We start from the raw sequence: 23,841 nt of genomic DNA, 5'->3' as shown, positions 1-23,841 counted from the left end.
GGATGTCCACGTCATCAACAGCCCCCAACGACATCGAAGAACCCGACACTGTTACCGGCGCTGATTGGCAGTTCACTGGTGCAGCCGCTGGTATCGAGCTGAGTCAGCGACTCCCGCAGCCAGGTGATGCTATCGGTACCGTAATCGAAAGAACGGGACGCGCCAGACGGTGCGCCCTGTGATTTCAGGCGGCGCGCGCCGGACGATGTCGCCATCAACGCGGCTGCGTACATCAGGATCAGCTTCGCAGTGCACTCGTCATACCCCGCACCATCGAGGCACGGGATAATCTTATTCACCACGCAGAGAATCGGGTCCAGCAGCGCTGCGGGGATGGAATAACCCAGCTCACCGAGGAACGCCTGCACGTCTGTCGCCGTGATTGGGTCAGCCATGGTTATTTAACCTTCTTCTTGCTGGAGTTGTCCTCCGGCTGCTCCGGCTGCTCCGCAGCATCAACGCCCGGCGAGGCCACCTCAAACACCTGATCGTCATCAGTGAGGATTTCCACCAACCCGGCATTCTCCCAACGGTACGCAGTACCACGATCAACTTCCACCTTTGAACCAACCTCCAACTTTCGGAGGTTGGCACCAGTGAACAGGTTATTGCCAATTACCTTTACCAGCGCCATTCGAACCTCCTTAACTGCTCGCGAAGAGCACGCCGTGTTTCAGGTTGATATCCTGCTTAACCATCAGGCCAGCAGCGCCCCAGGTGCGCCAGATATAATCGCTGTTGTAGAACTGGCGAGGGTCTGCAACGGTGCCCACGGCCTGACCGACAACAGGGGCAACGACGCCAGCAGCCAGCGGCACTACCAGAATCTGGTTACCTTTGAGCTCAGCATCTTCTTTCACAGCAGCGATACCTGACAGCTTCAGGATTTCATCCAGTACGGTCCTGGTCTTGTTCTGGGTATCGAAGTACTGCTCCCAGTTCGACATAATTTCGCTGGATACGTACCAGGTCTGCTGGCCGTACTGATGGTTCTGGAGTTTCAGAACGTCACGCAGTGCGATAGCACCTTTACGGATAGCATCCGGGTCAGCGCTGGTTGCGAAGTTGATGTTCAGACCAGACGCACCGAGATCAACCAGGCCGACGCGGTCATCGTTCTTCAGACCTTTCCACGTTTTACCGTCGAAGGTAACGAAGTTGCCCTCAGAGTCACGGAAGCCGTTGAACATGTAGTCCACAATTTTGCGGCGAACGTCATCAACTGAACTGCGCTGGGCATCAGCCAGCGATGCCAGGGCTGAACCTTTATTGAAGATTGGATCACGCCAGTGGAATTTAAAGCCGGAGTCATGCACCGGCACCATTGTGCCATCGAAGCTGTACGCGCGAGCATCCAGTGCCGCACCAATCTGGCCTGACATCGAGGTGTGAGCCCAGCCACGACCGCCGGTACGTGCGTATTCGTACACCGACTCTTCCAGTCGTACGGAGCGAGACAGTGGCATCAGGTCGTTGAACAGTGTGAACTCAGTGTTCGGCTCGAACTGAGCCAGAACGGTCTGATCGTACGCGCGATACATGCGGCGAATATCATCTACTGCGTTCACAGCATCCAACTGGCCTTGCTCACCAAAGCGAGCCCGAGCGATGAAATCGGCCACGGCTTGGGCGCTCATGTTGCGCGCCATCTCCAGTTCGCGGAACTGCGCCTGGTTTACTTCGAGGTTACCGGTTCGTTCACCGATAGAACGGGAAAATACAAGCATTCAGTTGCTCCTTACTTGATAACAACGCGCAGAAGATCGCCTGCAGCAACGGTGTACGCCGTGTCTTCTTCGACAAATGCGCGAATGGATTCATCGGCCCCGACAGCTTTCACTTGCCCATCAGCGATGGATAGCGGCTGGCCTTTTTTGTACGTACCGGCAGCGGCGCGTACGTTCAGGAACATTCCCTGCATCGGATGAATGCCCACCACCAGCTCATTAGCCGGGATTGCATCATCAACCGTCTGACAGCGCAGATAATCGAAGTCGGCGACATAGAGAATCGCCTTTTCGTTACCATCAACTGACGCAGTAAACTTGCCCGCGACGAAAGTACCGATGATGCCGGGCTTAGTAGCCGCCGCAGCTGCACCTTCGCGGTTTAATAGTGGGTTGGGGAATACGCCGCCGGCGTGAATTACGTGTTTTCCATCTTTAGCCATTTTTTACTCCGGCATTTCGCTGACTGATTGGGTGTTATTGGCCTGGCGGAATGCACCATTCAGGCCGGTGGATGTCTGGCACTGAGCAAACAGTTCTTTCAGCGGCTCGCCGTCCAGCGCGTTCACGGCGACATCGGTCATGCCGAACTTGGCTTTCACCGCAGCGCGTTGCTCTGACTTCTCTTTATCGGCATTAACGGTCAGACCAGATTTAACCGCGGCGAGATCGTCAGCAAATGGCTTAAACCATGCTGGGGCTTCTGCCTGGTTGTTGGCGCGCTCACGCTCTTCTTTTTCAGCCTTTTCGCGGGCGGCCTTTTCTTCAGGCGTTTCCTCTTTGGGCTTTGCCTTCTCGGCGGCCATCTGGTTGTAAGCGTCCATCAGCTCGGCGTCGGACTTGCCTTCAGTCGGCTTACCAGCGGCTTTCAGCGCATTGATAATCAGTTCTTTCATCGGATCGTTCTCTCCGTTGGTTTTAATCTCGTACTCAGTGGGTTTGCGCACGACTTCTACAGGTTCGCCGACGAACACGGCTTTACCGCCTTCATCGATGAGGTACTTCTGTTTGAAATATTTCGCTTCATCGCGATAGATGAAGGTGTCCGGCCAGACAGACTCAGGCCAAAGCCATTTGCCATCGGTCCGGCCTTCCCGGAGCTTGTCGCTGATAGCGCGCTGGATATCGTCGAACGAGAAAGCAGAGGCGTTGGTGAAGAAGAATTTCGCTTTGTTCAGCAGCCCCTCACGGGTGCAATCGGCCCCATCGGCGAGGCTGACCACTTCAATTTCCTGATCGTCACCTTCGGCGTTAACGAAGATGCCAACGCCTTCTGACGGCGTGCCCGCCCCCGGTTCGTCCAGCAGCACAGCAACGTGGTCAAACATCATGTTGGTGGCGATCTCGTTGTACTTCTTGCCCTTCGATTCGCCATTGGCGGCGATACCGGAATACAGCAGGCCGGTGGAGATGTGGATCGGGTCGACATTGGTCCCGGCCGCCATCTCATCCAGGCGGTTAACGAGGCGCTTACCCTTCTCGCTGGATTCGGCAAACTGGCGGTCTACGTACATATCGCCGCTAACTTTGCCGTCGTTGTGGGTAACGTTCTGGAACCAGGCCCCGACGTGGTAGTTATTCACCGCCCGGACGTCACGCGCCGATACATGCTTGCCATCCACCTTAGGGTGGCCCAGCGGCATCGGATTACGCTCAAGCGTGTTATAGGCTTTTTCGATTTCTGCTGCCGGGTACAACTTCCGGTTCATCACGATATCGTCCACGACAGGCGTAATGCCGCGAACCACAATATGTGGCTTGCCGTCGATGGTTTCAGTGGTGATGTTTGAAGCGGAGTTGACGACGGTCAGCACGTTAACGCGGTTGCGTTTCATGCTGGGTCCTCATTGGTGGATTTCAAGCAATAAAAAACCCGCCGAAGCGGGTTCTTTTAGTACTTTTCAAACTTTATGAAACTGTTTATTTCATTGGTTAAACATGGCAGCGCAATCCCTTCAAGATCGCCAACCTCAAGGATAAATGGCTCTGCCACATCCCTTCCCCTGTCTAAACAGAATCGGAATTCGCTTTGGTGCTCGTAATCGCTTTGTTTGTAGAAAACAGCATCGTCGGGGTTTGTAAGAGATAGAGAACTATTTTTGTCGTAATAATTCACCTTTTCTGCCCTGAAGCTTAAAGCTTGCTTATCAGTAATTAATGCACCTGCGGCATTTCTAATTTTATCCAGAAAAGGAGGGATTTTTGGTATAACAACAGCATACTCCCCAAGATTTGCTAGATCGTCAGGAACAGTGAAATAACCTTGTAACTTCTCGATAGTTTCTTCGTCTACTGGTTCATCTATCCCTACTCCGTGCGAATGGAGTAATGTAATGCAAAATACATTGATTGCATCATGCCTATTCATTCTCATGATGATAGGTCCGCCAAGATCCTCTTCGGTGATGATTATTGGTTCAGCACCCTCAGGCTTAATGACAATTCTCATACCCTTAGGCTGGAACCATCCACCAACAGCTTCATGTTTGTCACCAACGTTCCCGTCATGTGCATCTTCAAATTCTTTAAAAAACTTGATTGTGTTCATGAAAATCTTCCCTTTGAGGAAATCATTACGATATTCCTCTTTAGAGAAAACCTTTACAAAAAAGCCAAATTCTTTTCCCATAAATCCCAACAGATACGAGGTGATTAAGGATTTGAATATTAATTATTTATCCTTCTTCCAACCAGATCTTTCTTTGGTGAGTTTTTCCGCCAGTCCTTCATTGAAGATGCTGCCGTCGTCGTTAAGCAGTACCGGGATCTGGCTGCAATAGCAGTGATATTTGTTCCCATCGACCGCATACCAGTCGCGCACCTCTTGCACGGTCCTGACCTTTCCATGCCAAAACGCGTGCGTTGTCCTGGTTGTAGGCTTCAGCGCAGAAAGATGGAGAAGACCGGTGTTTAGCCCCAGCCTCTCAGATGCCCAGTCCGTCTCGTTCCATTGTGCCAGCCGCAGCGCACCGACCTGCTCGGTCTGAGCGATGGTCTTTGCCTTAGACATCGACACGTCGAGTCGTTTGCTTACGATGCCGGCTGTCTCGCGTGGATTAATTCCCCGACCAATCGAGTCAGCAATGATATTTGCCAGGTCAGCACGGGCTGTGTCGCTAATACCTTTCCAGTCGCTGTACGTGCTGATGTAAGCGCTAGCGATTTGGTTCTGGTAAGCCGGGCTGGACAGCAGTTGTTGCAGCGTTGTCTGGCTGGCGTAGGCCTGAGATTGCACTGAAAGGTTGGTGAAGGCGTTAAGCGTGCCGCGCTCATACTCTGCGGCGACATAATCCAGCGCCCAGAGGTTCTGGCTACCACCTTCCAGCAACTCGTCATCCAGTCTCGCCTGAACCACCTGCAGGAGATCGGCCAGTTGGACCGACGACATGTCGTAGATGAACTTACCGGCATTGACCTGATACAACGAAGGCTCAGAACCCTCGTTATTGCACATCATCCACGACCGTTCGCCATTGGTTTCGCGTTTCTGCCCGGTAAGCCGCTGGTCAAACAGCGTTTTCAGTCGGCGCTTTATCGTCAGATAGCGTTCATCGATGTCACGAAACATCCGCCCTACCTGCCGTGCTGACTGCGTAGGGTCGGCTTTATTACGTGGTACGACTGGCGTTCCGATTCGGGTCTGCACTGCCATCATCATCTGTCAGCGGATCCTTATCGGTTTGTTTAGCGTTTGGGTCTGGGGTTGCAGGCTCTTTACGTGGCTCAAGTTCGCCGACGGCGCGGACCTCGTTCTCATCGACCGCTGGTGTGCCGTAAGCCTGCTGCGTTTTCTGCGCCACGTCAGCCATCACCGCCATATTGGCAAGCTTTTCTTTCTCGCTCGGGGCTAGTAAATCTGACCAGACCAATGAAACCTCACCGGACGCGGGTGGCTCAATAATGCCGACGTTCCAGAATCGCTCAATCACACGGGCGATAACGTCTGATTGAAACCCCCAGCGGCGACCGTTACAACGATTCGCCCAGGCCGTTTTGTCCTCTTCCGAGGCGAGATTCCCCGTCTGCTTGCCGAACATAATGTTGAACGGGCATTGAATTGTTGAAGAGAACGAGTTCGCCGAGACTGTCCAGCTAGGCGTTGGGTCGGCGGCGGCAACTGAGAGCACCGACGTTTTCCCACCCTGGGTAACCAGTGCGGCGTCGGTACCACTGTTGAGCTTATTAACCTTGTCATTCATCGCATCGCCGAGTCTGTCGTAACCGGCTTCCTTCGCCTGCTTAATGAGTGAATCTATACTTACCTTCTCATCGAATTCGGTAGCCAACTGGCGGCTCGCGTTCTTCAGAAAGCCCTCGGCGCTGCCACCCTTCGTTTTTTCGATGTCCAGAAGGTCGTTGTAGCCAGCTTCCAGCAACGGAATACCGGAGAGGATGTTGTCATCCTCTGAGCCTTCACAAAGCAGAATGATGCGATCCGGATGAACCTGAACAGAACGCGGGCTGCTATAAGTTCCCTCATCACCGATGGGTTGCTCGTTAAACTGGTAGCTAACCGGCTGCCCATAGGTTTCAGACCAGGTATCTATATCCAGATTGCCCGGTTTGATCTGCGGCTCCCACGCAGGGATTAACTTCACCAGAGCCTTGCTGCCGAGTTTTTTTACCACATCAACATCAATCGGCTGCCACCAATCCCGGTTATCGCGGACCTGAATCAAAAGCGCAGAGTAGCGACCAATCATATTACGGCGATCGGCATCCTTAATTTTTGCCCAGTGCTTCTTCATCAGCTTTGTGACAGCCTTTTCCCACTTCGTTGTGGCTGTCGACTCCCTGTCTTCGTCGCCATCAATGATGGTGGGCAGATCTATCCAGCAGGCGTCGAGCAGTTTGTGCACCGCAGAATAACCCGTCGAACCACGGCGGTATTGACGATAGAAATTATCGAAGGTGAGCGTTTCCGGATAACCGAACTCATCCCACAACTTCGTGCGCTTCACGTTGCCATTACGCCCAGCGTATTGCATGCGCTGGCGCCCGATTGCATCAGCAAGGGCGTTAACGAGGAATGAGACCTCGCCTTGTTGTTCACTCACTGATGAACTCCTTAGAAGAAGATGGCTCCCACCTTCGCCGGTGAGTGCAGTACGCGGTAACGAGTGGCATCCCAGTCGTGGTCTTCCTGGGTGGTGTCAACGTCGTCAGGTTTTTTGTCGTCACGAACTAAAACCGGGATGCGGCTTATCCAGCCCCGGCAGTGCTCCATTACATAGAAAGCTGGCTTCTCGGGTATTCCTGACTCCATCTTTTTAGCTTCAACAACGGCCTCAAGCATGTCAGCAAAGAGCGATGCGCCGTTGATGCGTGAGCCTGGTTTCTTGTCTGCGGGTATCCATTTGACGCCCTGCGCTTCCATCTTCTGTGCAATGGAGAGCTCGTTGTCACCGGTGTTGAAGATCGCACCATCAGCCGGGCCGGGAATAACTTCGCTACATATGCCCGGCACAATGTGCATCTGGCCTTTTCCCTGTACTTCTTCCGGCTCGTCCACTTCCTCGCCCACCAGCCGCTTATCCACCCACGCCACGCCTTTAGCGACGTTGGTTGACGACATATTCAGGCCTTTGTTCAGCTCGTCAGGCGGGCAGCCGTACCACTCGCCAATCAGAATCAGAGACCCGGCAGGCGGGCAGAACTGGCGGCCATCAGGTAATTCGGCGGCAGTGCCGTCAGCGCGGGCCCACCAGAGGTTGGAGAACGGCTTAGATTCCCCCCAGTCATGGGAGCGGTCGACCGTCCAACTATCCGGGATGCGGAACGGCTTAATGACGTGCAGTGACGCATTCCACAGGTGGTCAAAGCGCCCGCCGCTGGTAACGTCCCAGGAACCCTCAACCCATGCTTTTCGCCGGTTCGGGTCTTTAATCGCCATCAACGTTGCAATGTACTGCGGGTCGAGGTACGGGTTCTCTTTAAACGAGCCATGAATAGCCACTCGCGTCAGCGTCACGTCCTCTTCTCGCTCGGTCTGAGGGTTAAACACCTTTTGTGTTTCGCGAATGATGGTGCCGCGCGGCGCAGGTTCGATGAAACGCTTCTTCACCCAGGTATGGCCGATACCGAATGGGTTGGTCGTGCTGAATGTTTCGAGCGGGATTGGCTTCAACAGACCGCCGTTAGCCAGCGGGTAGTTCTCCGGCCGGAACGATGAGCGCCGGCAGGAGAACATCATTTCGTAGAACTCAGCAGACTGCTGCTTTGTCAGCTCGTTAAAGCCGATGAACGGGAACTCCTGACCGTGGTAATCCCAGTAATCCCCCTCTTCCTTCCCAAAGCGGAACAGCAACTCTTCGCCAGTCGGCCATACCCAGCGCAATTCAGATGCTGACGCCAGATAGCGTGCACCGTCATTAAACAGGCGATACATACGCTTTGACTGGGTAATGATGTCGGTGAGGTTTTTATACTCGGTATCGAAAATGACGCCACGCCAGAACGAGCCATAGCCCAGACCAACCAGGCGACGAAAGCGCGCCAGTTGCGCGGCGGTTTTACCGGGGCCTCGCGTACCTTCGTAGAGGATTTCGTTACACGGGCAACTCAGGGAGAGCGATTGCGATCCCGGCAAAGGTTTCCATACGGCTTTGTAATTCATCCACCAAGAACCTCGTTCTGTTGTTTCTGTGCTGCCTTTTCCCAGTCGTCAACGTTATCGCAGGACGGGACCGGCATGATGCTGTGGGTTGCCGTGACCTTCTGTTCAACCTGCTCTTTAAACGCCTGCACCTTGATGTGCTTGCCGAGCAGTTCAAGGTTCTTGACCTTATCCGGCCACTTAACCTTTTTGAGGATGGTCTCCGCCGTTTCCTCGTCGAAGTTCTGAATCGTGGTGCTGATGTCCAGACCGGTTAGCGACGTTCGCCAGGCCTTGGGCCACGAACTGATCGGCCTCAGGCTACCGTCGTCGTTTAGAATGTCCAGAACGTCCATCTGGTCGATTTCAACCAAGCGCCGCAGCACATAATCAGCATCAACACCCACATCTTCGTTGCGCTTCGCTTTGAGTTCGGCGATTCTGTTTTGGATGTCAACTTTTGACAAGTTCTGGGCAGCTATGCGGTTTGCAGTCTTGACGCTGTACCCCGCCCGAATAGCCGCCTGTGTAGCGTTTAAATCGATGAGGTACTCGCGACAGAACATCTCTTGTTTGTCGGTGAGTGCCATAAATAAGTTATCAGTTCCAAAGGAAAATTAAGAATGGCAATGCTGTCCATTGATAAGACATGCCCCCACTGCTTGAAGGAGCGGGCTGTATTGAGATGTATTGAACAAGCGCCTTTAAGAAACAAATGTTATTCGCTGGTATTTCAATGTCATTCATGCTTCAAGCTTTTAATTGCTGAGGTAGAAACAGATATTCAAAGCACCCCAGAGGATTATGCAAAGACGCAAGTTTACCCCGTCATTCTCAATAATAACCCGCGATTTAACGTCCTCGATACTTACCCTTCACATAAAACCTTTTCCGCGCCAGAAGCAACCCCAGAGAGAGCTGCAAAATTTTTTGTAGAGGCAAAAGAAGATTTTGCAAAAGGACGTTATGAAACCAGCGCAATGAACTGCCGAAAAGTGATCGATATCGCGACCAAGGTGCTTCATACAGGCAATGAGGATAAGTTAGTAAAACGAATATCCGCAATAAGAGGTACGGGACTCATAACACAAGAAATGGCAGACTGGGCACACATCGTCCGTATTGATACAAATGTTGCAGTTCATTCAGATGAAGAATTCACCGCTGATGAGGTTGATCAGCTTTTGAAGTTCACAGAAGTGTTTTTGACATACTCATTCACTTTACCTGCGATGGTGAAAGCCAAGCGGGATTCTGAATAAACGTAGAATGTCTCCATTCCAATACGATGGGTCTGCCCATTGTAATGGCAATAAAACAGCCACCAGCGCTTGCCAGTGGCTTAATGAGGGTAAGGTTACACCTCTAGTTTTTGAATCGCCTGGATTGAAGTGACAACACATTGGCGACGACTGACATTGTTTGCTTCCGCAATGTCCATCTCAGTTAACAGAACCTGAGAGTCTATATCCTGTCCTTTTTCTAATCGAAGGAAGTGATTGCCTTTATTCACCAAAATCCAGTCAGCGGAGTAAATCTCCCAAACGAGAAAATACAACATAAGCATCCTTATCAACAGTTATAAACACTGAAGTGTAAGTCAGCATAAACCTTACTAAAAGCATTATCGAAGCCCCTCAGCGAAGAGCTTCTGTAATCCTATTGCCGGTCTTGTTCGATTTCCCGTATCCCCGCTAGCTGGTTATTCGCCTTCTCAATGACTGACAGCAGCGGGTTAATCCACAGAACGGCCTGGCAGTACGTTATTGAGCTGGCGGCAGCGGTGCTATCACCGGCTGCGTCAGCGTTCCCGGTATCGGTGTGCATTGCGCTGGCACGTAAACGGTTCGCGTAGTTGAGCAGCCCACTAGCAACATCAGCAGGAACAGGCATATCACAGGTTTTTTCACGTCGGAGAATCTCCCGGTATTCGATGACAGTTTTCTCGGCACCAGCATCTATCAGCGAATTCATGCGGCTGGCGTTCTCAGCTACCTGATTAAACCGGTTTAAGTTGAAAGCCTGGGTAGTTATCACCGCCGCCTGTAGCGCGTTGTCGCTGCGCAGCACCCGGTTATCACTCTCTGACGTGGTCAGTGCCGCATTGCTGCGTACTAGCAGAACACAGAGCACCGCAATGATGGTTACGACGACCACCAGCAGAATCGCGGCAACCGTAATTTTGTTGGTCTTCATCAGAACACGCCCGGAACTGATACTGGAATGCCAGGGTTAAGCGGCCCATATCCATCACTCAGATATTGAGGTTTCTCTGCCCACAGGCAAACTTCACGCTCAATCTCACGCCGGGTGATTAAACCCTTCCACTGTTTGTCACCAGCATAGATCCAGCGCCGCAGTTGTTCGCATGCGCCTTTCGAATCACCCTGGTTGATTTTTCGTAACAGTGTGGAGGTTTTGAAGTTCCCCGCGCCAACGTTATACACAAATGAGTACAGCGCCCCTCTCATTGTTTCGGGGATCGGAGCGTTGATATATGGGTTAATCTGGCGGGCGACAATATTCAGGTCTGTATCCAGCAGCGCCTGACATTCTGCTTTGGTGTAGGTCTTGCCGAGGATAATATCTTTACCAGTATGGCCCCAGCATACCGTCCACACCCCAACAACATCCCGATAAGGCTGATAGCGCACACCTTCAAGGCCATCATTACCCGTTGGGCCAGTAATCAATGCCGCAGCGATAGCAATAGCGCCAGCGGGTATAGCTGCAATAACGCTATTCTTCAGCTTTGGTGGCATAACCATTGCGCCGATCCTCCCGTTCTTTCCAGCGGAAATACCAGTTCACTGCACAGGTGATTACCGTACATGCGATACCGACAATAATTGCCCAGTCGCTCAGGCTTAACCCTGCAATTCTGTCGGCCAACATCCAGGACACCTCTTTTGCTGTTTTAGCTGTTTCGGCATATGCCTTCGCTGATACACCGCAGCCGGCAAGCGTGGTTCCTGATCCATATGAAAGTCTGCTGTAAATGGTGCTCATTCTGGTCATAGCCTCACCTCCGATAGTTCGGATGGCATTATCAGGTGTGATGTAATAATGGAGTGGTGATTCCCTTTTTTAGTGCAATCGCACTTCTGGAGTGCATACACCGTAACAAGGTCACCATAAGTAATTGATTTAATTCTCTGAAAAACTGGTTCATTTATTGCTTGATGAACATAACCAAATGGAACCAGAGGGATGAATGATGACAAATACTTTCTTTTACCATTTACAATACTGGGGTTACCTTGCAGTTCTAATATTCCTGTATCAGGCAGTCTTCAATTGAATGACTATTAAGAGCCTGAAAATAAAAATCCCCGGCCATAGCCAGGGATTTGATTTTTGTTTTTTATCGCGGCGGTTGCAGCGGCCCTGCGAGAACCTCTGCCTCACCGTTATAGCAAATGTCATCGCCTCTGGTCAGATGCCAGACACCTGTGATTGTTTTACCCGTTTCCAGATCATCAACAGTGTCATTCGTGTAATACGCTACCTGTACAATGCCTACATGCTGAATCCAGTAATACCCTTCTTTCATACATTCCTCCGCAATACTAAGCAAACAGTATAGAACGGAGCAGATGATGCAGCGTTGCAAGAAACCACAACAAACTCAATGTTTGCTGTCCAAGGTGCACATCCTGGCCTTAGAGCCTCACATCCGATTCTTCGGATGGCGCTGTGTGTATGAAAAGGGTCGCCATATGGCGACCTCTAAACTTTAAATAGGATTTTCTCAATGAACGGCTTCGTGATAAATAATCTGCCCGCCCATACCTGAAATCAGCTTATCTACTCGAATATAATCCGTATAGAAAAAAGATGGAGCATAATCCCAGTGACAGAGTGCGATTTCACGCTTCAGATATGTGTCATAGTAGATAACATGAGCCTTACATGACCTGGTTTTTCCTCCAGATTGCGTGGGGTATCTCATTTTGAATCGGTAATTGTCACTCACATGCTTATTAGCTGATGAGATCATTATTAACTCTGGAACGTTCCAAAAGGTAAAAGTCAGGTACATCATAACGGTGAGACAAACGCCAAAAAGCCTCTTAACCAGACCTGTTGAGAACTTATTACTTAGGTACACACGCCAAGCAATGAAAACTCCTATCACGAAGGAAGTCCCCACAATAACTGACTTATAAAGCACCCCATCAAAAAGGTATGTGTCGTGAGTTGTTTTGTCTGCCCATGCACACCAGATAACCCAAATGACTACGAAGCAGAATGAAATCAGCTCTACCTTTGTTGGCAACCTCATTATCATTAATCCATTTCTCAACTTCTTTGAAGCGAAATATATCAAATTGACAACTACCTTTGATACCTCGAAGTGAACTTAGACTTGACGCGTCTGGCAGGGATTTAGCCAGCGAGAATTCAATTATGGCTTGAGTGCTTTACCGCTTGTCTACATTCAAATAAAAAAGCCCAAGGCGTCAACCTCAGGCTTGAAAACTCATTTACTGCCAGTGCATACAACAATGGCACAATATCAGATTTACACGAAATATATGCCAATTAGTTCATTTATGCAATACCTTGCCGACAATTTGCTGCCTTTTGTTGTGAACGTGATCGCGAAACATGAAGTAACGCCTTGGAGTCGAGCCCCCTATAAAGGCTAATCATTGCATCGTAATGTTCCACGTAATTCTGAGACCAGTTTGTTTTGTTAACGCCCAACAGCGCAGCCAGATCGCCATACTGATACGGATCCTTCCCGGATAACGCGCGTTTCACATCCTGCGCAGCAAGCCAGATTAGCTGGCGTAAACGGTCTATCGTCTTCTTCGCTACTCGCTTCCCTTCCAACTGTTGGCTGAACTGATCCCAAGCCCAGCGTGTTATGGCGACCTGATTGTCCCAACCGGTGTTTTCGCTGTAGCTCCACAGCAACCAGGCCTTCTGGTGTTCTTCGAGCGTCATCAGTGCGCGGCGCCACGATGCGGTGGAGTATTCAACTGGCTGCACCAGAGGAATATGTGAACCCTTAGCATGCGACTGTTTGCCCGGTATTGGTGGGTTATCCAGCGTAAACAGTTTCCCGGTCACTTCATCCAGCACTCGAGGCTTTTTACGTTTAAACGTTCCAGTATCGAACTGTGCATTCTCAAGCCAGGCCATTAACTGCCCTTTCGTCGCACCACTTAAATCGGCGGTGGCCACCACCAGCTGCTGGCGCACATATTCGAGAAATTGAGTGTTCATACAGCACCGCCTATGATTTTGATGTAGTTCTTCAGTATTCGGTAGTCCGTCAGCACAGAGCCCGGGAAATGGTATAAGCGCAATCGCTGCCAGCGAACGCGAAGGATCTCGGTCAGTTCTGGTGTCATGCCGCCTCCCTGCTCTTAATCAACTCGCGACGCAGTGCGCTGTAATGCTTCCTGACGGCTTCGAGTTCTTCGATGGTGTATCGGTGTGGGACGTTATTGTTTTCGAGTGCCTCGACGCGTTCAGGCCCAATTTTTTCGATAAGGCCAAGGCGGTACTGCTGCTGATTACCCGACAACTGCACGTTACAGTGGTGGCACTGTTTACTGATATTGTCTTCGTGATAGCGAAGATGTGATGCCTTACCGCGTGAGCGGTAGTGACCTGCTTCCCACTGGACGGTTTCGAACGTCCCGCAGCTAATGCATGGCAGATCGGCATCACGCTCGCGGATGTAGTCATTGACGACACGCTGCGTTAAATCTTCCCAGTGCTTCAGCGGCTTAACTGCAGCTTTACGCTGGCGCCAGGCGGCTCGCTCTTTCTTCTCAGTGGCGCGCTGTTTGGCGGACTCCTTGCGTTGTGCGGCTCCCCGCGCTTTTCTGGTCTGCTCCTTGCCGACGATGCTGGCACACTCATAACCGCAGACGGTCTGCGTGTCGCGCACCGGATGGAACCACTGCCGGCATTCTTTGTTGGCGCACTTACGGCGCGGTAACTTGGCCATGCTCAACCCCACGCCCTGTTTTGCCATACCTTACTCGGGCGCGGTGCTTTCTCGCTTTCAGGCAGTTGCACGCTGACAGTCCAGGTGATGTTGTCGCGATTCAGGCTACGTTCTACTGTGGCGCCACGGCGGCGGTAACTTGCCACCAGCTCGTCTGCCTGTTCGGTTGTGCATTCGTGATGGTGGAACCAAGAAAATTTCATCGCCATCACCCCGCAAAGCTCATAAGCTGCGCAGCGGCGTTTTCCGCTTCTCGCTGAGTCTTGAATGCCCGGGACAATACCCAGCGCCACAGAACATCGAGCGCGGCTTTGTACAGCTGCTGGAACTCGGTTTCATCCATATTGGCGAAGGCAATGCTGCGGGGGTGTTTGCGAAGGGTGCCGTCAGGAAGCTGTATAGCGTCGTAATGGCCAGACTCGACGATCACCCATGCTCGGTATGCGTCATAGGATTTGCAGATGCTGATACTACCGGCGCGCTTATCAGCGATACGCTCCAGATACTGCTCGGCAGCATCCAGCAGTGCGCCTTCGTTTCCACCAAATGCCGCAAGGAATTTTGCATAGCCATTTACGAGCTTGCGCTCATTGCTGGAGATAGCCCCGCCAGTAGGTTCCCAGTATTCAAACCCGAGATTCAGGAGCGCAAAGAAACGGCGATGGAATGCGGGATTCCTCACCTGCCGGAACTCAGCCACCAGTACGGCGCCGAGTTTGATTTTTGATTGCAGAATATCGCTGGTCTCCGGCGTAGCGGGGATCAGGATTCCTGATGATTGCTTAATGAGTTGTAGTTCGTGCGCCATGGTACTCTCCGTGGCGCATCAAGTTGTCAGTTGTTCAGGCTGACACTGACATTATGTACAGCTGATAATGGAAAATCAAATGTTGCTTTTAGCTGAACTGATTAATATTTGTAGCGGTTTTCCGGGAGAAACGCGTATTCGTATGTGAAGTTGAATGCCTCGTTTTCAGTGTTAAATCGGCGTTCGGTGATATCACTCCAGCGTCCTCCCCTGAAATACTTCTGAGCAACCCACTTTCCCTCAAACGGGAATACGGCATATGCACCGACATACCGATTATCATTATGCGGATCGGGATATGACTCACCTTCTGCCAGAACGTAAAACTTGATTCCGCTTACAATGAGGCAGCCCATTATTTCTTCTCGTTCTGGGCTGCCATATCCAGATAGCGCGGGTCGGATGCTTTCGGTAATGTCAGGCTTTGCTCGCGATAGTAACGCACACGCTCCATGAAGTATTCGCGGAGATGCTCTGGCTGATCACGGGCTACCTGTTCAGCGATAACCGGCATGTTCAGGCGCTCTTTGTAGGCCACTCCGGAGGCCGTCAGGTCAACGTTGACCTTGTCGCGATCTTCCTGCGGCTTTGCAGCAATGTTGAAATCAGACATGTTTAAGGCTCACATTTCCAGAATGTATTCTGAACACCACTCCCCGCGGGTAAATTTGGATTCATATTTGCGCTATGAAGATAGGTGGCTCTCTTTTTACCATATTGGCTGCACGCTTTAACGGCTGTTTCATGAAGGCTATCGAGCCCGTACCAACCATCAGACTGGATACTGACCTTCTCACCATCGTTGTACTGCACTGCAGCACAGCCAGATAACATCACAGAAAATACAGTCCCAGCAATCATCCTAGAAAATTTCATATAATCCCTCTCTTTATATTGATATGGATTATATGTTATGTCGCGATTTGTTTCGACTGCGATAACTCCGGCAGGTTCGCCCTCACCAGCGCCTCAGCGAACGGTGGCGGGACGGCATTACTCAGCAGACTAATGAGAAAAGACCCGCCGAAGCGGGTCAATATTAAACTACTATCCTAGGAAGGCTGGGGCGGTGCAGAACCATTTACTATCTTACTGACCGTGCTCTGCTGTATTCCATATTGCAAAGCCAGTTGATCCTGAGTGTATCGTCTGGCGTGATAAAGATGATAAATTTCTCGTTTAGCCTGCTCACTCAGCCTGGAAGTATGAGTTACATTTGCCAGCCGAATCATCTCGTTATAGGTTGTAATATGCCTTTGTAGCTCCGCTCTTCCGCGATTAAGTTCAAACACCAGATTCGAGTACCTTTGAACATCATCTTGTGAATTTAGAGCGGTTTGCATCATACGAACCTGTTGATCAAGCCTACTTAAATGAAGCTCAAACTCATGAATCGTTTGGCGCGTACGTGCTAACTCTTCACGACTTACCTGTGTTTGTTGTTGATACACATAGGGTTCATAGGACATAAGTCACCAAGGAATAAATGGAATGTAATGATAAAAAACATCATCACATAACATTCCAAATATTCCAAATTTTTTTGTGTTTAGTGTTCGATACATATCCAAGATCAGCACAACAACTTGTTGTATCAGTGCTGCATATCAAGACCATCCTTCACTTCATTTAACAAATACTATCCAATGTGTTTTGTCGTTCTTCCCGGTACGTTGACCAATTGCTGGTTTCACGTCAGTAAGCGCCAAAATTTGGCTAACCGGGATCTGTGTTTCGTTCCATTTAAAAATAAGCACGCCGCGTGGACACAGCACCCGAAACGCTTCTTTGAAACCGGCGCGCAAATCAGAACGCCACGTTTTTTTGTTCAGTCGCCCGTATTTTTTACCCATCCAGGCAGACTGGCCCACACGCTCCAGATGTGGCGGGTCAAACACCACAACCGGAAACGATGCATCGGCGAATGGCAGCGCACGGAAGTCGGCAATCAGATCGGGACTGATAACCAGGCGGCGACCGTCGCACAGCTCGTGCTCTTCGGCGCGGATATCAGCGAACACAGTGCGGGTGTCCTGTTTGTTGAACCAGAACATGCGAGAGCCGCAGCACACATCCAAAATTGTTTGCTCAGCCATCTCACTCTCCCTTCACGCCAATGCCAGCGATAAATCGCGATGGTGACCAGTCGCAATATGAATCCGTCTCTGTGTGTCCGAACATGGCCTTGCAGCGTCGGATGTGATGGCAATTTCCACACGTCACGCCAGCGGGGAGACGCATTTTGTCCGGGTCTGCTGGGTCGTAGTTCAGCGCCTTTTTGTTGAGTGCTGTCATTGGGCTGCCTCCTGAACTGGCATCAGCGCGTTACGCACACATGGTTTGTAGTAGTGATGGAAGGCGAACGTCAGGCCAAGCTTGGTTGCGCTCTGGTTCTTCTTGCTAAGCAGCCCAAGGTTCATGCAGATAGTCGTTGCTGTATAGCCAGAGTGATAACCAGATGCCCGCTTCATGACCGTTTCTGCCAGTATGGTGCGAAAGTCTGTACGCCCGAAGTTGGTGCCTTCGAAAGCGGCGTTAACTACTTCGTCGGTCAGATGTGAATCGTCGACAATGCTCATGCTGCACCACCTTTGCGAAGTTGGGCAGCGAACTCTCTCACTCCTTCAGCTTCAGCGCGTAAAAACTTCACGCCGTCATCAAACCCATCACGCTCAGCATCGTCAGCGCCACGGTCCAAAGTATCGGCGTACATCTCCACACCCTGCGCCCGCACTTCAGCCTGGAAAGCGTCTGTGGCTGGGGTTTTCAGTGAGCGATATAACGCAACGATATCGTCAGTTTCGCTTGGCTCTTCGTGTGAGCAGTTAGGACATACAGCGATAGAGCCTGCATGCTGTTCAATCAGCGATTTTAAATCAGCGTTCTCAGCAACTACCCCCGCCAGCTCCCTGCACTTGCTCTCGGCGTTAGCGAGCTGTACTGCCATGTCGAGCACTTTAACCTCAAGATTTTCAACATAATCAATCAGGAGGTCGATTCTTTCTGGCGTTACGGTTTTAACGTATTTGCAGATCGATGACACATAATTATCATCCTGGAGTGTGCCAGCCAGGCCATTGCAATATTTCCGATTCCCTTTTGTCGCCTTGATATCGGCGATAATTTTTTTAACGTCTGGTTTCATGCTGATGCTCTCCCGTAAAACGCCAGTACACGCTGCATAGCCGGACTTGTGCGGCAAACTGATGTGACCATGTTTTTGCTCATGTTCGATTTGAGCTGCTTGATGTTCAGCTCCCCGCCGGGCTGAAGTGAATAGACCGGGCGATGCGGCTCGCCAGTGCGAATTACCACCGATCTTCGTACCAGGTGAAGCAGCAGGTTGTGTGCCTTCTTGCAGTCGCATCCCAGAAGGTTCTGAACCTGACGCGGCGTGATGGTCTGGTTAATTCGAAGAAAATCTACAATTGCCCACAGTGATTTGCTTGCCATAGTGATTTCCCCCATTAGACCAGACCGGCGTTTTTGCGTTGTTTGTACTGAGCCATCAGCATCTCTGCCGGTGTTGGGCCAGTAGCTACTTTCGGCGCTGCAAGTGCGCGACGGATTGGCGGTACCGGCTTACCGGACAGCGCTCGCTTTTCCCAGTCATGCAGGATGTCACCAGCGGCTCGGATAAGTTCCTTCTCGCTGAGCTGTCCTTCTGTTCCACGACGGCGCAGCTCCAGACAGACGTGGTAATACAGCGGGTTTTTATCCTTCCATGGGAACTGCTCACTGGTCGGATAGCGAAAAACAAGTTTCCGCCAGCGCCAGTATTCGCTCATGATGTCGTCCACGCTGACCCCCAGCGCACCACTCCCCTCACGGCACCACGAAATAAACTGACCCGGCGACGGCCAGAACGGTGACTGGCTGGATCGGGCTTTCTGCATCCCGGCGGAAAGTTGCTCACGGGAGGTGATGCCTGACTCAGCAAAAGCCGCGATCCATTGCTGCTTTGCAACGCGAATATCAGCGTCAGTACGTAGGTTCGTCTGAGTGGATGCCGGGAATACCTGCATGAGGTTTTCAAAAAGCATATCCACCAGCTTTTCAGCGTCAGCGTTAACAACCTTGCGTCCGTCGTAAGAATCTCCAGCCATACGCGATAGCATTTCGCTGTCGCGATTCTGAATTGCACGATAAAGATCCGGGGTCATAAAAATTTCTCCCATGCTTCAGGACTGTTCCAGTGCGGGCCAGTTTCGGATTTGTTTGCGCTGACATCTGTGCGTGGCTTACGGGTAGTGTCTTCGCTGTGAAGGGTTAACGTGTCCCACTTGGCGCGGAGCTTTGCGGGGGAGAGAATATTTTTGTACCAGAACGAGTCTTTGCAGGCCCATCGGAACAGCTCACAAATCTCTTTGTGGGTGCGTCCGTCCAGTTGGCGCATCAGGCGTATATCATTCGCCCAGCCAGCCATATTCGGTTTTTTCAGGGATAGTTTGGTGATGTCGCGCAGCGCCAGCATCCACTCTGCACAACGGAGATCGTCAGATGTCCCCCACTTGTCACCTTTCGGGGTCTGGACAGCTGCATCAGGGATAATTTTTGAAATTCTCTGACGTACATTAAATACGTTAGTATTTAATATTACTTCTTGTTCATGATTCTCGGGCTTAAGCGCGCCCTTATGCTCGGGGTTATGCTCGGCACCCACTCCCGAAGCCTCGCCATTGCTGGGTTCGTTATGCGCGGGGCTATGCTCGCTGTTATGCGCGGCGTTATGCGCGGGTAAATCGTCCATTTTTTGAGCGTAATGCGCGAAATTTGTGATGGTAATTACAGTGCCTTTTCTCTTCTCGCCAGCGGTTGAAATCATCCCTTCTTTCACGAAAAGAGACAGCATTCGATCCACTGCATGACGGCTTGTTGGCTCCCCATTTCGGTCGCATAATTTCAGCCCGAGATCTGCCGACGTGGTCACCAGTTGTCCGGTTTGTAATGGCCACTGCCGGCCTTTAAAGTTTGCCGTGTAGGGCTGGCGGGCGGCGCCCAACAGAAGGTTCTCCCATAGCGTGCGCAGGAAGACATCTTTAGCCCAGGGCTTCTTCAGTACACTCCGGTACAACGGGATGAATCCGGTCTTCTGGTTCTCCATCCGGTTGCTCCTGACGGCGGTACGCGCCGCAAAATCGGCGTAGGCGACATTCGACATAGCTATGCCTCCCTTACCTGGTATTTTGAAAAACTCTTTGTCATAATGACCTCGCAATGAGTACGCAACGAATTGCACCCGAAGGCCGTCTGTGCTGGAACACAGCGGTCTTCACCCTTTTCAGAACAGTCCTTGCTGACCACCGCGCTTAACGCGCTTAGTTTCAAATCGATCCGCCGGCAACGTCTGTTTTTCTGCCCATAATTTCGCGTGACGCAAAACATCATCAAAAATCCTCCCTTTGCGACTTGCCTGAGACATGCGCTTGTACATATCGACAGCCTGAAATGCCCCCCCCTGCGCCACTGCCGCAGTAAAGCCCTGTCGGACCAGTTCTTCCCGAACGTGTTTTTCGATAAATTCGATGTGATTCATCACTATTTCCCCTCACATCGCACCCAGCATCATCTGCACCATCTCCATCAGCGGCCCGGTTAAGCCAGGGTCAACGCGGTACATCTCCACGATCCCCTCGCTCAACTCTTTCAGCTTCTGATGACGTGGAGCATCCATCGCGACGGCTATCTTCGCTTCGCTGGTTTCTTTCTCCATACGCGCCAGGCGAGCCATGATGTTGTCCTCTGGCAGCAGGCGATTGCGAAACTCAATCGGCAGAACCGCGAGGATTGCCGGCGTCAGCTGGCGGACGTTCTCGCGGTACCGTTCGCTGTTGAAATGGTTATCCAGGAAGCGGAACAGCTTTTGGCGCTTTCGGCAGAGATCGTCAGGGAAAGTGATGTCATCACCACCCTGCGCCTGGTACTCTTCGATGATCAGAGCCGTAACTACGTCCTGACCATCTGCGCCCGCCCAGGAGCGGACCGCGTCACGAATGGCATCATGTTTATCGCCATGCTCTTGTTGAGCACGATTTATCATCGCGGACGAATGGAATCCGGTATTTTGTTGGTACGTAAGTGATTGCATAGTGCTTTCCCTTTCGTGGTTAGAATTAGCTGTTATTTGAACCAAGCAACAAGGCGAGATCTGGACGAATATCAGCGGGTTTAACCCCCCCGTTTGTTGCTGACACGATTTTCATAACGTATCGCGCATCAATGCCGCCCCCATGCAGCCACCGCCAAACTGTTGGCTGAGCTACGCCGCAGAGATCTGCGAGTTTCTTTTGACTGCCAGCAATATCGATGGCGCGCTGGATGATTTCATTGGTCATTTTTCAATTCCTAAAAGTATTGAACCAAACAATAATAGCAATGCGTATTGCCCATAGCAATAGCGAAACGTGTTTTGACCCTCAATACGCAAGCGTATAAATTAAAAATTATGAAAAAAGAAACTCTTGCTGAACGCCTGAATCAGGCAATGGAACAGTCCGGGATGTCTCAGGGCGCTCTTGCGAAGGCGTCAGGAGTTGCTCAGCCAACCATCTGGAGACTAACGAGCGGCAATGCTCGCGGTTCGACAAAGATTGTAGAAATTGCGAATGCACTCGGGGTTAGAACTGAGTGGTTGTCTACAGGCATAGGTCCAATGAGGGCTGACGGCCAGCAACCAACTTCCATTACTCCTGTAAAAGTTGATCCAAGTATCTTCAGGGTTGACGTGCTCGACCTAACGGTCAGCGCTGGACCGGGCGTGATCAATAGTGAGTTCGTGGAGGTGCTTCGCTCCGTGGAGTACTCAGTAGAAGATGCGCGTCAGATGTTTAATGGTCGTAAACAGGAACAGATCCGCATCATCAACGTTCGCGGCGATAGTATGTCCGGCACCATCGAGCCCGGCGATTTGCTGTTTGTCGATATCAGCGTTCAGCACTTTGATGGTGATGGAATTTACGCTTTCCTGTACGACGAAACAGCTCATGTTAAGCGACTTCAGAAGATGAAAGACAAGCTACTGGTAATCTCAGACAACCAGACCTATCGCCCGTGGGAGCCAATTGAGAAGGAAGAGATGAACAAGATTTTCGTCTTCGGAAAGGTGATCGGCAGCATGCCGCAGACCTACAGGAAGCATGGTTAGTCGATTAACAGTAGCCTGAATAGACTTTGGGTAAGGTCGGTACAACAAGGCGTACGCCAAGTACATGGGGCGGCGGATTAGGGATGATGCGGAATAACTCCCCACGGAGAGCTTATGAGGCTGGGTATTGCACATAGGCCATACGAACCACCTCTGGGTAGAAAACTTACATAAAATTTAATAGTGGGAATGGTAATGGAAGCACCTTATCAATTAGAATTCACTGAAAACATTTATTATTCAATAGGTAATAACCCCAGCATTAAAGAAATCATTGAGTCTCTTCAAGGCTGGGAAGCTATCATCAAACAATCTAAAGGAGTCCTTGCAGAGCTAACTGGAAGTGATATCCTGGATATTGAAGTTAGGATTCAAAAGTTAGAAGTCGGGAGCCTAACTGAAAAAATTCTTATCAAGTTAGGTTTTGGCAACGAAGAGAATTTTGATAAATTTCTCGAAAATGCGCATGAAAGGTACATCGGAGAAGGAAAAATGCGTAGCGCCTTAGTTTGGACGGTTATAGCAGGTGTACTCGCCACGGGTATGTATTTAGCCGTCAAAAACATGGCACCCAATAATGCCTCCCACTTCGAAGCAAATAATAATATAATCATTAACATAGGTGCTGGCGAAACTAACATTTCACCTGAAAGAATACAGTCGGCGCTCAATAGTACATTAGTTGATAAAAAAACCGCTGCCAAAGGTGCTGTCAAAATTTTATCTCCAGCGCGAAATGACGAAAATGCAACATTGATGATAGGTAGCGATAACGCTTCCGTAACAATACCTTCAGATTTAATCTCTAAAACACCAACCGAGGTTAGTTTTGAATCAGATACATATACTCGAGACCATTACGATGTTGACCTTGAGATAAGAGCTCTTGATCTCGACAATCCGACAAAGGGATGGGCTGCTGTGATTCCTGGCTTAGTTGATCGAAGGGTAAAACTAGTTTTGGCACCCGGGATTAAACCAGAAGACCTATCCCATAAATTCGCCTTCCGCGCTGATGTAACCATTACTTATAAACTTACGTCATCTAAAGGCGAAGCATACAAGCCAACAGAAATATTTTTAAGCAAATTAATCGCGGAATGAAATTAATCCTGCCACCGTGCCGGTTTTTTATTTGACCAAATAATTCATAATGTTAAGATGATTCCGATTGCAATCAATGGATATACATAATGAAAAAAATGGCTCTGGCAGTAGCATTAGCTGTAACCCTCACAGGGTGCGCGTCTTCTGGAAATCAGAAACTTAAAAGTGAAACTGAAACAAGTGTTCAGTCTAAAATTCATGAAGGGAAAACGACCAAGGTTGAAGTGAAAACCTTGTTTGGCTCTCCTGATGCAGTCTCTTATACCGATGGTGGTAATGAGATCTGGAAGTACTCATTTGCCAAAGTTAAAGTGAATGGAACCTCATTCATTCCATTCTATGGCTTGTTCCATAACGGCACGAACGGCACTAAGAAAGAACTGACCATTCTATTTAAAGATAATACCGTACAAAAATACGCAATGGCGGAATCGGCGATCAATACAAAATCCGGTTGGGCCGACTAGCACCATTTGCCCGGCAAAGAAAGTC

35 protein-coding genes and 1 pseudogene are annotated in these 23,841 nt (G+C 50.5%); 4 read left to right on the top strand and 32 right to left on the bottom strand.

Annotated elements, in window-relative coordinates; translation table 11 throughout:
* Positions 1-14 precede the first annotated feature (14 nt).
* Genes I6L54_RS12625 through I6L54_RS12580 form a run of 10 tightly spaced genes read right to left on the bottom strand, consistent with a single transcriptional unit; the run spans position 15 to position 8,912 of the window.
* Positions 15-395 carry a DUF7370 family protein gene (locus I6L54_RS12625; protein ID WP_040230862.1) on the bottom strand — a complete coding sequence of 127 codons (381 nt, stop codon included), beginning with the start codon at positions 393-395 and terminating at the stop codon, positions 15-17.
* A 2-nt stretch (positions 396-397) separates the two neighbouring features.
* Complete coding sequence (locus I6L54_RS12620) at positions 398-634, bottom strand: hypothetical protein (protein WP_040230861.1); 237 nt, start codon at positions 632-634, stop codon at positions 398-400.
* A gap of 10 nt (positions 635-644) precedes the next feature.
* Positions 645-1,727 carry a major capsid protein gene (locus I6L54_RS12615; RefSeq protein WP_040230859.1) on the bottom strand — a complete coding sequence of 361 codons (1,083 nt, stop codon included), beginning with the start codon at positions 1,725-1,727 and terminating at the stop codon, positions 645-647.
* An 11-nt stretch (positions 1,728-1,738) separates the two neighbouring features.
* Positions 1,739-2,170, bottom strand: coding sequence for a hypothetical protein (locus tag I6L54_RS12610; RefSeq protein WP_040230856.1), 432 nt, complete (start codon positions 2,168-2,170; stop codon positions 1,739-1,741).
* Between the two features lie 3 nt (positions 2,171-2,173).
* Positions 2,174-3,562, bottom strand: coding sequence for a hypothetical protein (locus I6L54_RS12605; protein WP_040230855.1), 1,389 nt, complete (start codon positions 3,560-3,562; stop codon positions 2,174-2,176).
* Between the two features lie 56 nt (positions 3,563-3,618).
* On the bottom strand, positions 3,619-4,356 hold the full coding sequence (locus tag I6L54_RS12600; RefSeq protein ID WP_040230854.1) for a hypothetical protein: 738 nt from the start codon (positions 4,354-4,356) through the stop codon (positions 3,619-3,621).
* Positions 4,357-4,398: 42 nt separating this feature from the next.
* Positions 4,399-5,379 (bottom strand): phage minor head protein, encoded by a 981-nt coding sequence (locus I6L54_RS12595; protein WP_082031723.1) that lies wholly within the window; start codon positions 5,377-5,379, stop codon positions 4,399-4,401.
* Positions 5,336-6,784, bottom strand: coding sequence for a DUF1073 domain-containing protein (locus I6L54_RS12590; protein WP_040230853.1), 1,449 nt, complete (start codon positions 6,782-6,784; stop codon positions 5,336-5,338). The genes I6L54_RS12595 and I6L54_RS12590 overlap by 44 nt, the downstream gene beginning before the upstream one ends.
* Positions 6,785-6,795: 11 nt before the next feature.
* Complete coding sequence (locus I6L54_RS12585; protein WP_040230852.1) at positions 6,796-8,343, bottom strand: terminase large subunit domain-containing protein; 1,548 nt, start codon at positions 8,341-8,343, stop codon at positions 6,796-6,798.
* Positions 8,340-8,912, bottom strand: a complete 573-nt coding sequence (locus tag I6L54_RS12580) for a terminase small subunit (RefSeq protein WP_040230851.1) — start codon at positions 8,910-8,912, stop codon at positions 8,340-8,342. The genes I6L54_RS12585 and I6L54_RS12580 overlap by 4 nt, the downstream gene beginning before the upstream one ends.
* Positions 8,913-8,945: 33 nt before the next feature.
* Here I6L54_RS12580 and I6L54_RS12575 point away from each other — a divergent pair, with 33 nt between their 5' ends.
* Positions 8,946-9,584 carry a DUF4145 domain-containing protein gene (locus I6L54_RS12575; RefSeq protein ID WP_016156693.1) on the top strand — a complete coding sequence of 213 codons (639 nt, stop codon included), beginning with the start codon at positions 8,946-8,948 and terminating at the stop codon, positions 9,582-9,584.
* A 397-nt stretch (positions 9,585-9,981) separates the two neighbouring features.
* On the opposite strand, the gene I6L54_RS12570 is transcribed toward I6L54_RS12575, so the two are convergent.
* From I6L54_RS12570 to I6L54_RS12475, 22 genes and pseudogenes are all read right to left on the bottom strand, one after another.
* Complete coding sequence (locus I6L54_RS12570; protein ID WP_040230849.1) at positions 9,982-10,518, bottom strand: hypothetical protein; 537 nt, start codon at positions 10,516-10,518, stop codon at positions 9,982-9,984.
* On the bottom strand, positions 10,518-11,090 hold the full coding sequence (locus I6L54_RS12565; protein ID WP_040230848.1) for a lysozyme: 573 nt from the start codon (positions 11,088-11,090) through the stop codon (positions 10,518-10,520). The genes I6L54_RS12570 and I6L54_RS12565 overlap by 1 nt, the downstream gene beginning before the upstream one ends.
* Complete coding sequence (locus tag I6L54_RS12560; RefSeq protein ID WP_016150433.1) at positions 11,062-11,340, bottom strand: phage holin; 279 nt, start codon at positions 11,338-11,340, stop codon at positions 11,062-11,064. The genes I6L54_RS12565 and I6L54_RS12560 overlap by 29 nt, the downstream gene beginning before the upstream one ends.
* A 346-nt stretch (positions 11,341-11,686) precedes the next feature.
* Positions 11,687-11,875 (bottom strand): hypothetical protein, encoded by a 189-nt coding sequence (locus tag I6L54_RS12555; protein ID WP_040230847.1) that lies wholly within the window; start codon positions 11,873-11,875, stop codon positions 11,687-11,689.
* A gap of 1,001 nt (positions 11,876-12,876) precedes the next feature.
* Positions 12,877-13,557, bottom strand: a complete 681-nt coding sequence (locus I6L54_RS12550) for a bacteriophage antitermination protein Q (protein WP_040230844.1) — start codon at positions 13,555-13,557, stop codon at positions 12,877-12,879.
* On the bottom strand, positions 13,554-13,685 hold the full coding sequence (locus tag I6L54_RS12545; protein WP_137378508.1) for a YlcG family protein: 132 nt from the start codon (positions 13,683-13,685) through the stop codon (positions 13,554-13,556). Before I6L54_RS12545 ends, I6L54_RS12550 begins: the two co-directional genes overlap by 4 nt.
* On the bottom strand, positions 13,682-14,290 hold the full coding sequence (locus I6L54_RS12540; RefSeq protein ID WP_040230842.1) for a recombination protein NinG: 609 nt from the start codon (positions 14,288-14,290) through the stop codon (positions 13,682-13,684). Before I6L54_RS12540 ends, I6L54_RS12545 begins: the two co-directional genes overlap by 4 nt.
* 2 nt (positions 14,291-14,292) lie before the next feature.
* Positions 14,293-14,499, bottom strand: a complete 207-nt coding sequence (locus I6L54_RS12535; RefSeq protein WP_040230841.1) for a hypothetical protein — start codon at positions 14,497-14,499, stop codon at positions 14,293-14,295.
* Positions 14,499-15,098 carry a DUF1367 family protein gene (locus I6L54_RS12530; protein WP_040230839.1) on the bottom strand — a complete coding sequence of 200 codons (600 nt, stop codon included), beginning with the start codon at positions 15,096-15,098 and terminating at the stop codon, positions 14,499-14,501. Before I6L54_RS12530 ends, I6L54_RS12535 begins: the two co-directional genes overlap by 1 nt.
* 355 nt (positions 15,099-15,453) lie before the next feature.
* Positions 15,454-15,711: a DNA polymerase III subunit theta gene (locus tag I6L54_RS12525; protein ID WP_040230837.1), complete on the bottom strand. Its 258-nt coding sequence runs from the start codon at positions 15,709-15,711 to the stop codon at positions 15,454-15,456.
* A 298-nt stretch (positions 15,712-16,009) separates the two neighbouring features.
* Positions 16,010-16,096 (bottom strand): annotated as a pseudogene (locus I6L54_RS24595) (methyltransferase); the annotation flags it as partial.
* A gap of 54 nt (positions 16,097-16,150) precedes the next feature.
* On the bottom strand, positions 16,151-16,567 hold the full coding sequence (locus I6L54_RS12520) for a helix-turn-helix domain-containing protein (protein WP_137378507.1): 417 nt from the start codon (positions 16,565-16,567) through the stop codon (positions 16,151-16,153).
* Positions 16,568-16,723: 156 nt separating this feature from the next.
* Complete coding sequence (locus tag I6L54_RS12515) at positions 16,724-17,194, bottom strand: class I SAM-dependent methyltransferase (protein ID WP_040230833.1); 471 nt, start codon at positions 17,192-17,194, stop codon at positions 16,724-16,726.
* Between the two features lies 1 nt (position 17,195).
* Complete coding sequence (locus I6L54_RS24320; protein ID WP_040230832.1) at positions 17,196-17,393, bottom strand: hypothetical protein; 198 nt, start codon at positions 17,391-17,393, stop codon at positions 17,196-17,198.
* Positions 17,390-17,677: a hypothetical protein gene (locus I6L54_RS12510; RefSeq protein ID WP_221774893.1), complete on the bottom strand. Its 288-nt coding sequence runs from the start codon at positions 17,675-17,677 to the stop codon at positions 17,390-17,392. The genes I6L54_RS24320 and I6L54_RS12510 overlap by 4 nt, the downstream gene beginning before the upstream one ends.
* Positions 17,674-18,243, bottom strand: a complete 570-nt coding sequence (locus I6L54_RS12505; RefSeq protein ID WP_040230830.1) for a hypothetical protein — start codon at positions 18,241-18,243, stop codon at positions 17,674-17,676. The genes I6L54_RS12510 and I6L54_RS12505 overlap by 4 nt, the downstream gene beginning before the upstream one ends.
* The gene (locus tag I6L54_RS12500) at positions 18,240-18,551 is read right to left on the bottom strand and encodes a hypothetical protein (protein ID WP_040231141.1); all 312 of its coding nucleotides are present in this window, start codon (positions 18,549-18,551) and stop codon (positions 18,240-18,242) included. The genes I6L54_RS12505 and I6L54_RS12500 overlap by 4 nt, the downstream gene beginning before the upstream one ends.
* A 14-nt stretch (positions 18,552-18,565) precedes the next feature.
* Complete coding sequence (locus I6L54_RS12495) at positions 18,566-19,261, bottom strand: replication protein P (RefSeq protein WP_040230829.1); 696 nt, start codon at positions 19,259-19,261, stop codon at positions 18,566-18,568.
* Entirely contained in the window at positions 19,258-20,259 is a 1,002-nt protein-coding gene (locus I6L54_RS12490; RefSeq protein ID WP_082031718.1) for a phage replication protein O, read from the bottom strand. The genes I6L54_RS12495 and I6L54_RS12490 overlap by 4 nt, the downstream gene beginning before the upstream one ends.
* 120 nt (positions 20,260-20,379) lie before the next feature.
* On the bottom strand, positions 20,380-20,634 hold the full coding sequence (locus tag I6L54_RS12485) for a hypothetical protein (RefSeq protein ID WP_040230825.1): 255 nt from the start codon (positions 20,632-20,634) through the stop codon (positions 20,380-20,382).
* A gap of 12 nt (positions 20,635-20,646) precedes the next feature.
* On the bottom strand, positions 20,647-21,186 hold the full coding sequence (locus I6L54_RS12480) for a toxin YdaT domain-containing protein (RefSeq protein WP_040230824.1): 540 nt from the start codon (positions 21,184-21,186) through the stop codon (positions 20,647-20,649).
* A 25-nt stretch (positions 21,187-21,211) separates the two neighbouring features.
* On the bottom strand, positions 21,212-21,433 hold the full coding sequence (locus I6L54_RS12475) for a helix-turn-helix domain-containing protein (RefSeq protein ID WP_008322487.1): 222 nt from the start codon (positions 21,431-21,433) through the stop codon (positions 21,212-21,214).
* Positions 21,434-21,543: 110 nt separating this feature from the next.
* Between I6L54_RS12475 and I6L54_RS12470 the strand changes: the two genes are divergently transcribed.
* The 3 genes from I6L54_RS12470 to I6L54_RS12460 all read left to right on the top strand — a co-directional run bounded on the left by I6L54_RS12470 (position 21,544) and on the right by I6L54_RS12460 (position 23,816).
* Positions 21,544-22,242 (top strand): XRE family transcriptional regulator, encoded by a 699-nt coding sequence (locus I6L54_RS12470; protein ID WP_008322488.1) that lies wholly within the window; start codon positions 21,544-21,546, stop codon positions 22,240-22,242.
* Between the two features lie 195 nt (positions 22,243-22,437).
* On the top strand, positions 22,438-23,346 hold the full coding sequence (locus I6L54_RS12465) for a hypothetical protein (protein WP_040230821.1): 909 nt from the start codon (positions 22,438-22,440) through the stop codon (positions 23,344-23,346).
* Between the two features lie 89 nt (positions 23,347-23,435).
* The gene (locus I6L54_RS12460; RefSeq protein ID WP_040230819.1) at positions 23,436-23,816 is read left to right on the top strand and encodes an SEN1984 family lipoprotein; all 381 of its coding nucleotides are present in this window, start codon (positions 23,436-23,438) and stop codon (positions 23,814-23,816) included.
* Positions 23,817-23,841 lie beyond the last annotated feature (25 nt).

This window comes from Citrobacter pasteurii (assembly GCF_019047765.1).
GTDB lineage: Bacteria > Pseudomonadota > Gammaproteobacteria > Enterobacterales > Enterobacteriaceae > Citrobacter > Citrobacter pasteurii.
This window is presented reverse-complemented; position numbering and strand designations above follow the sequence as displayed.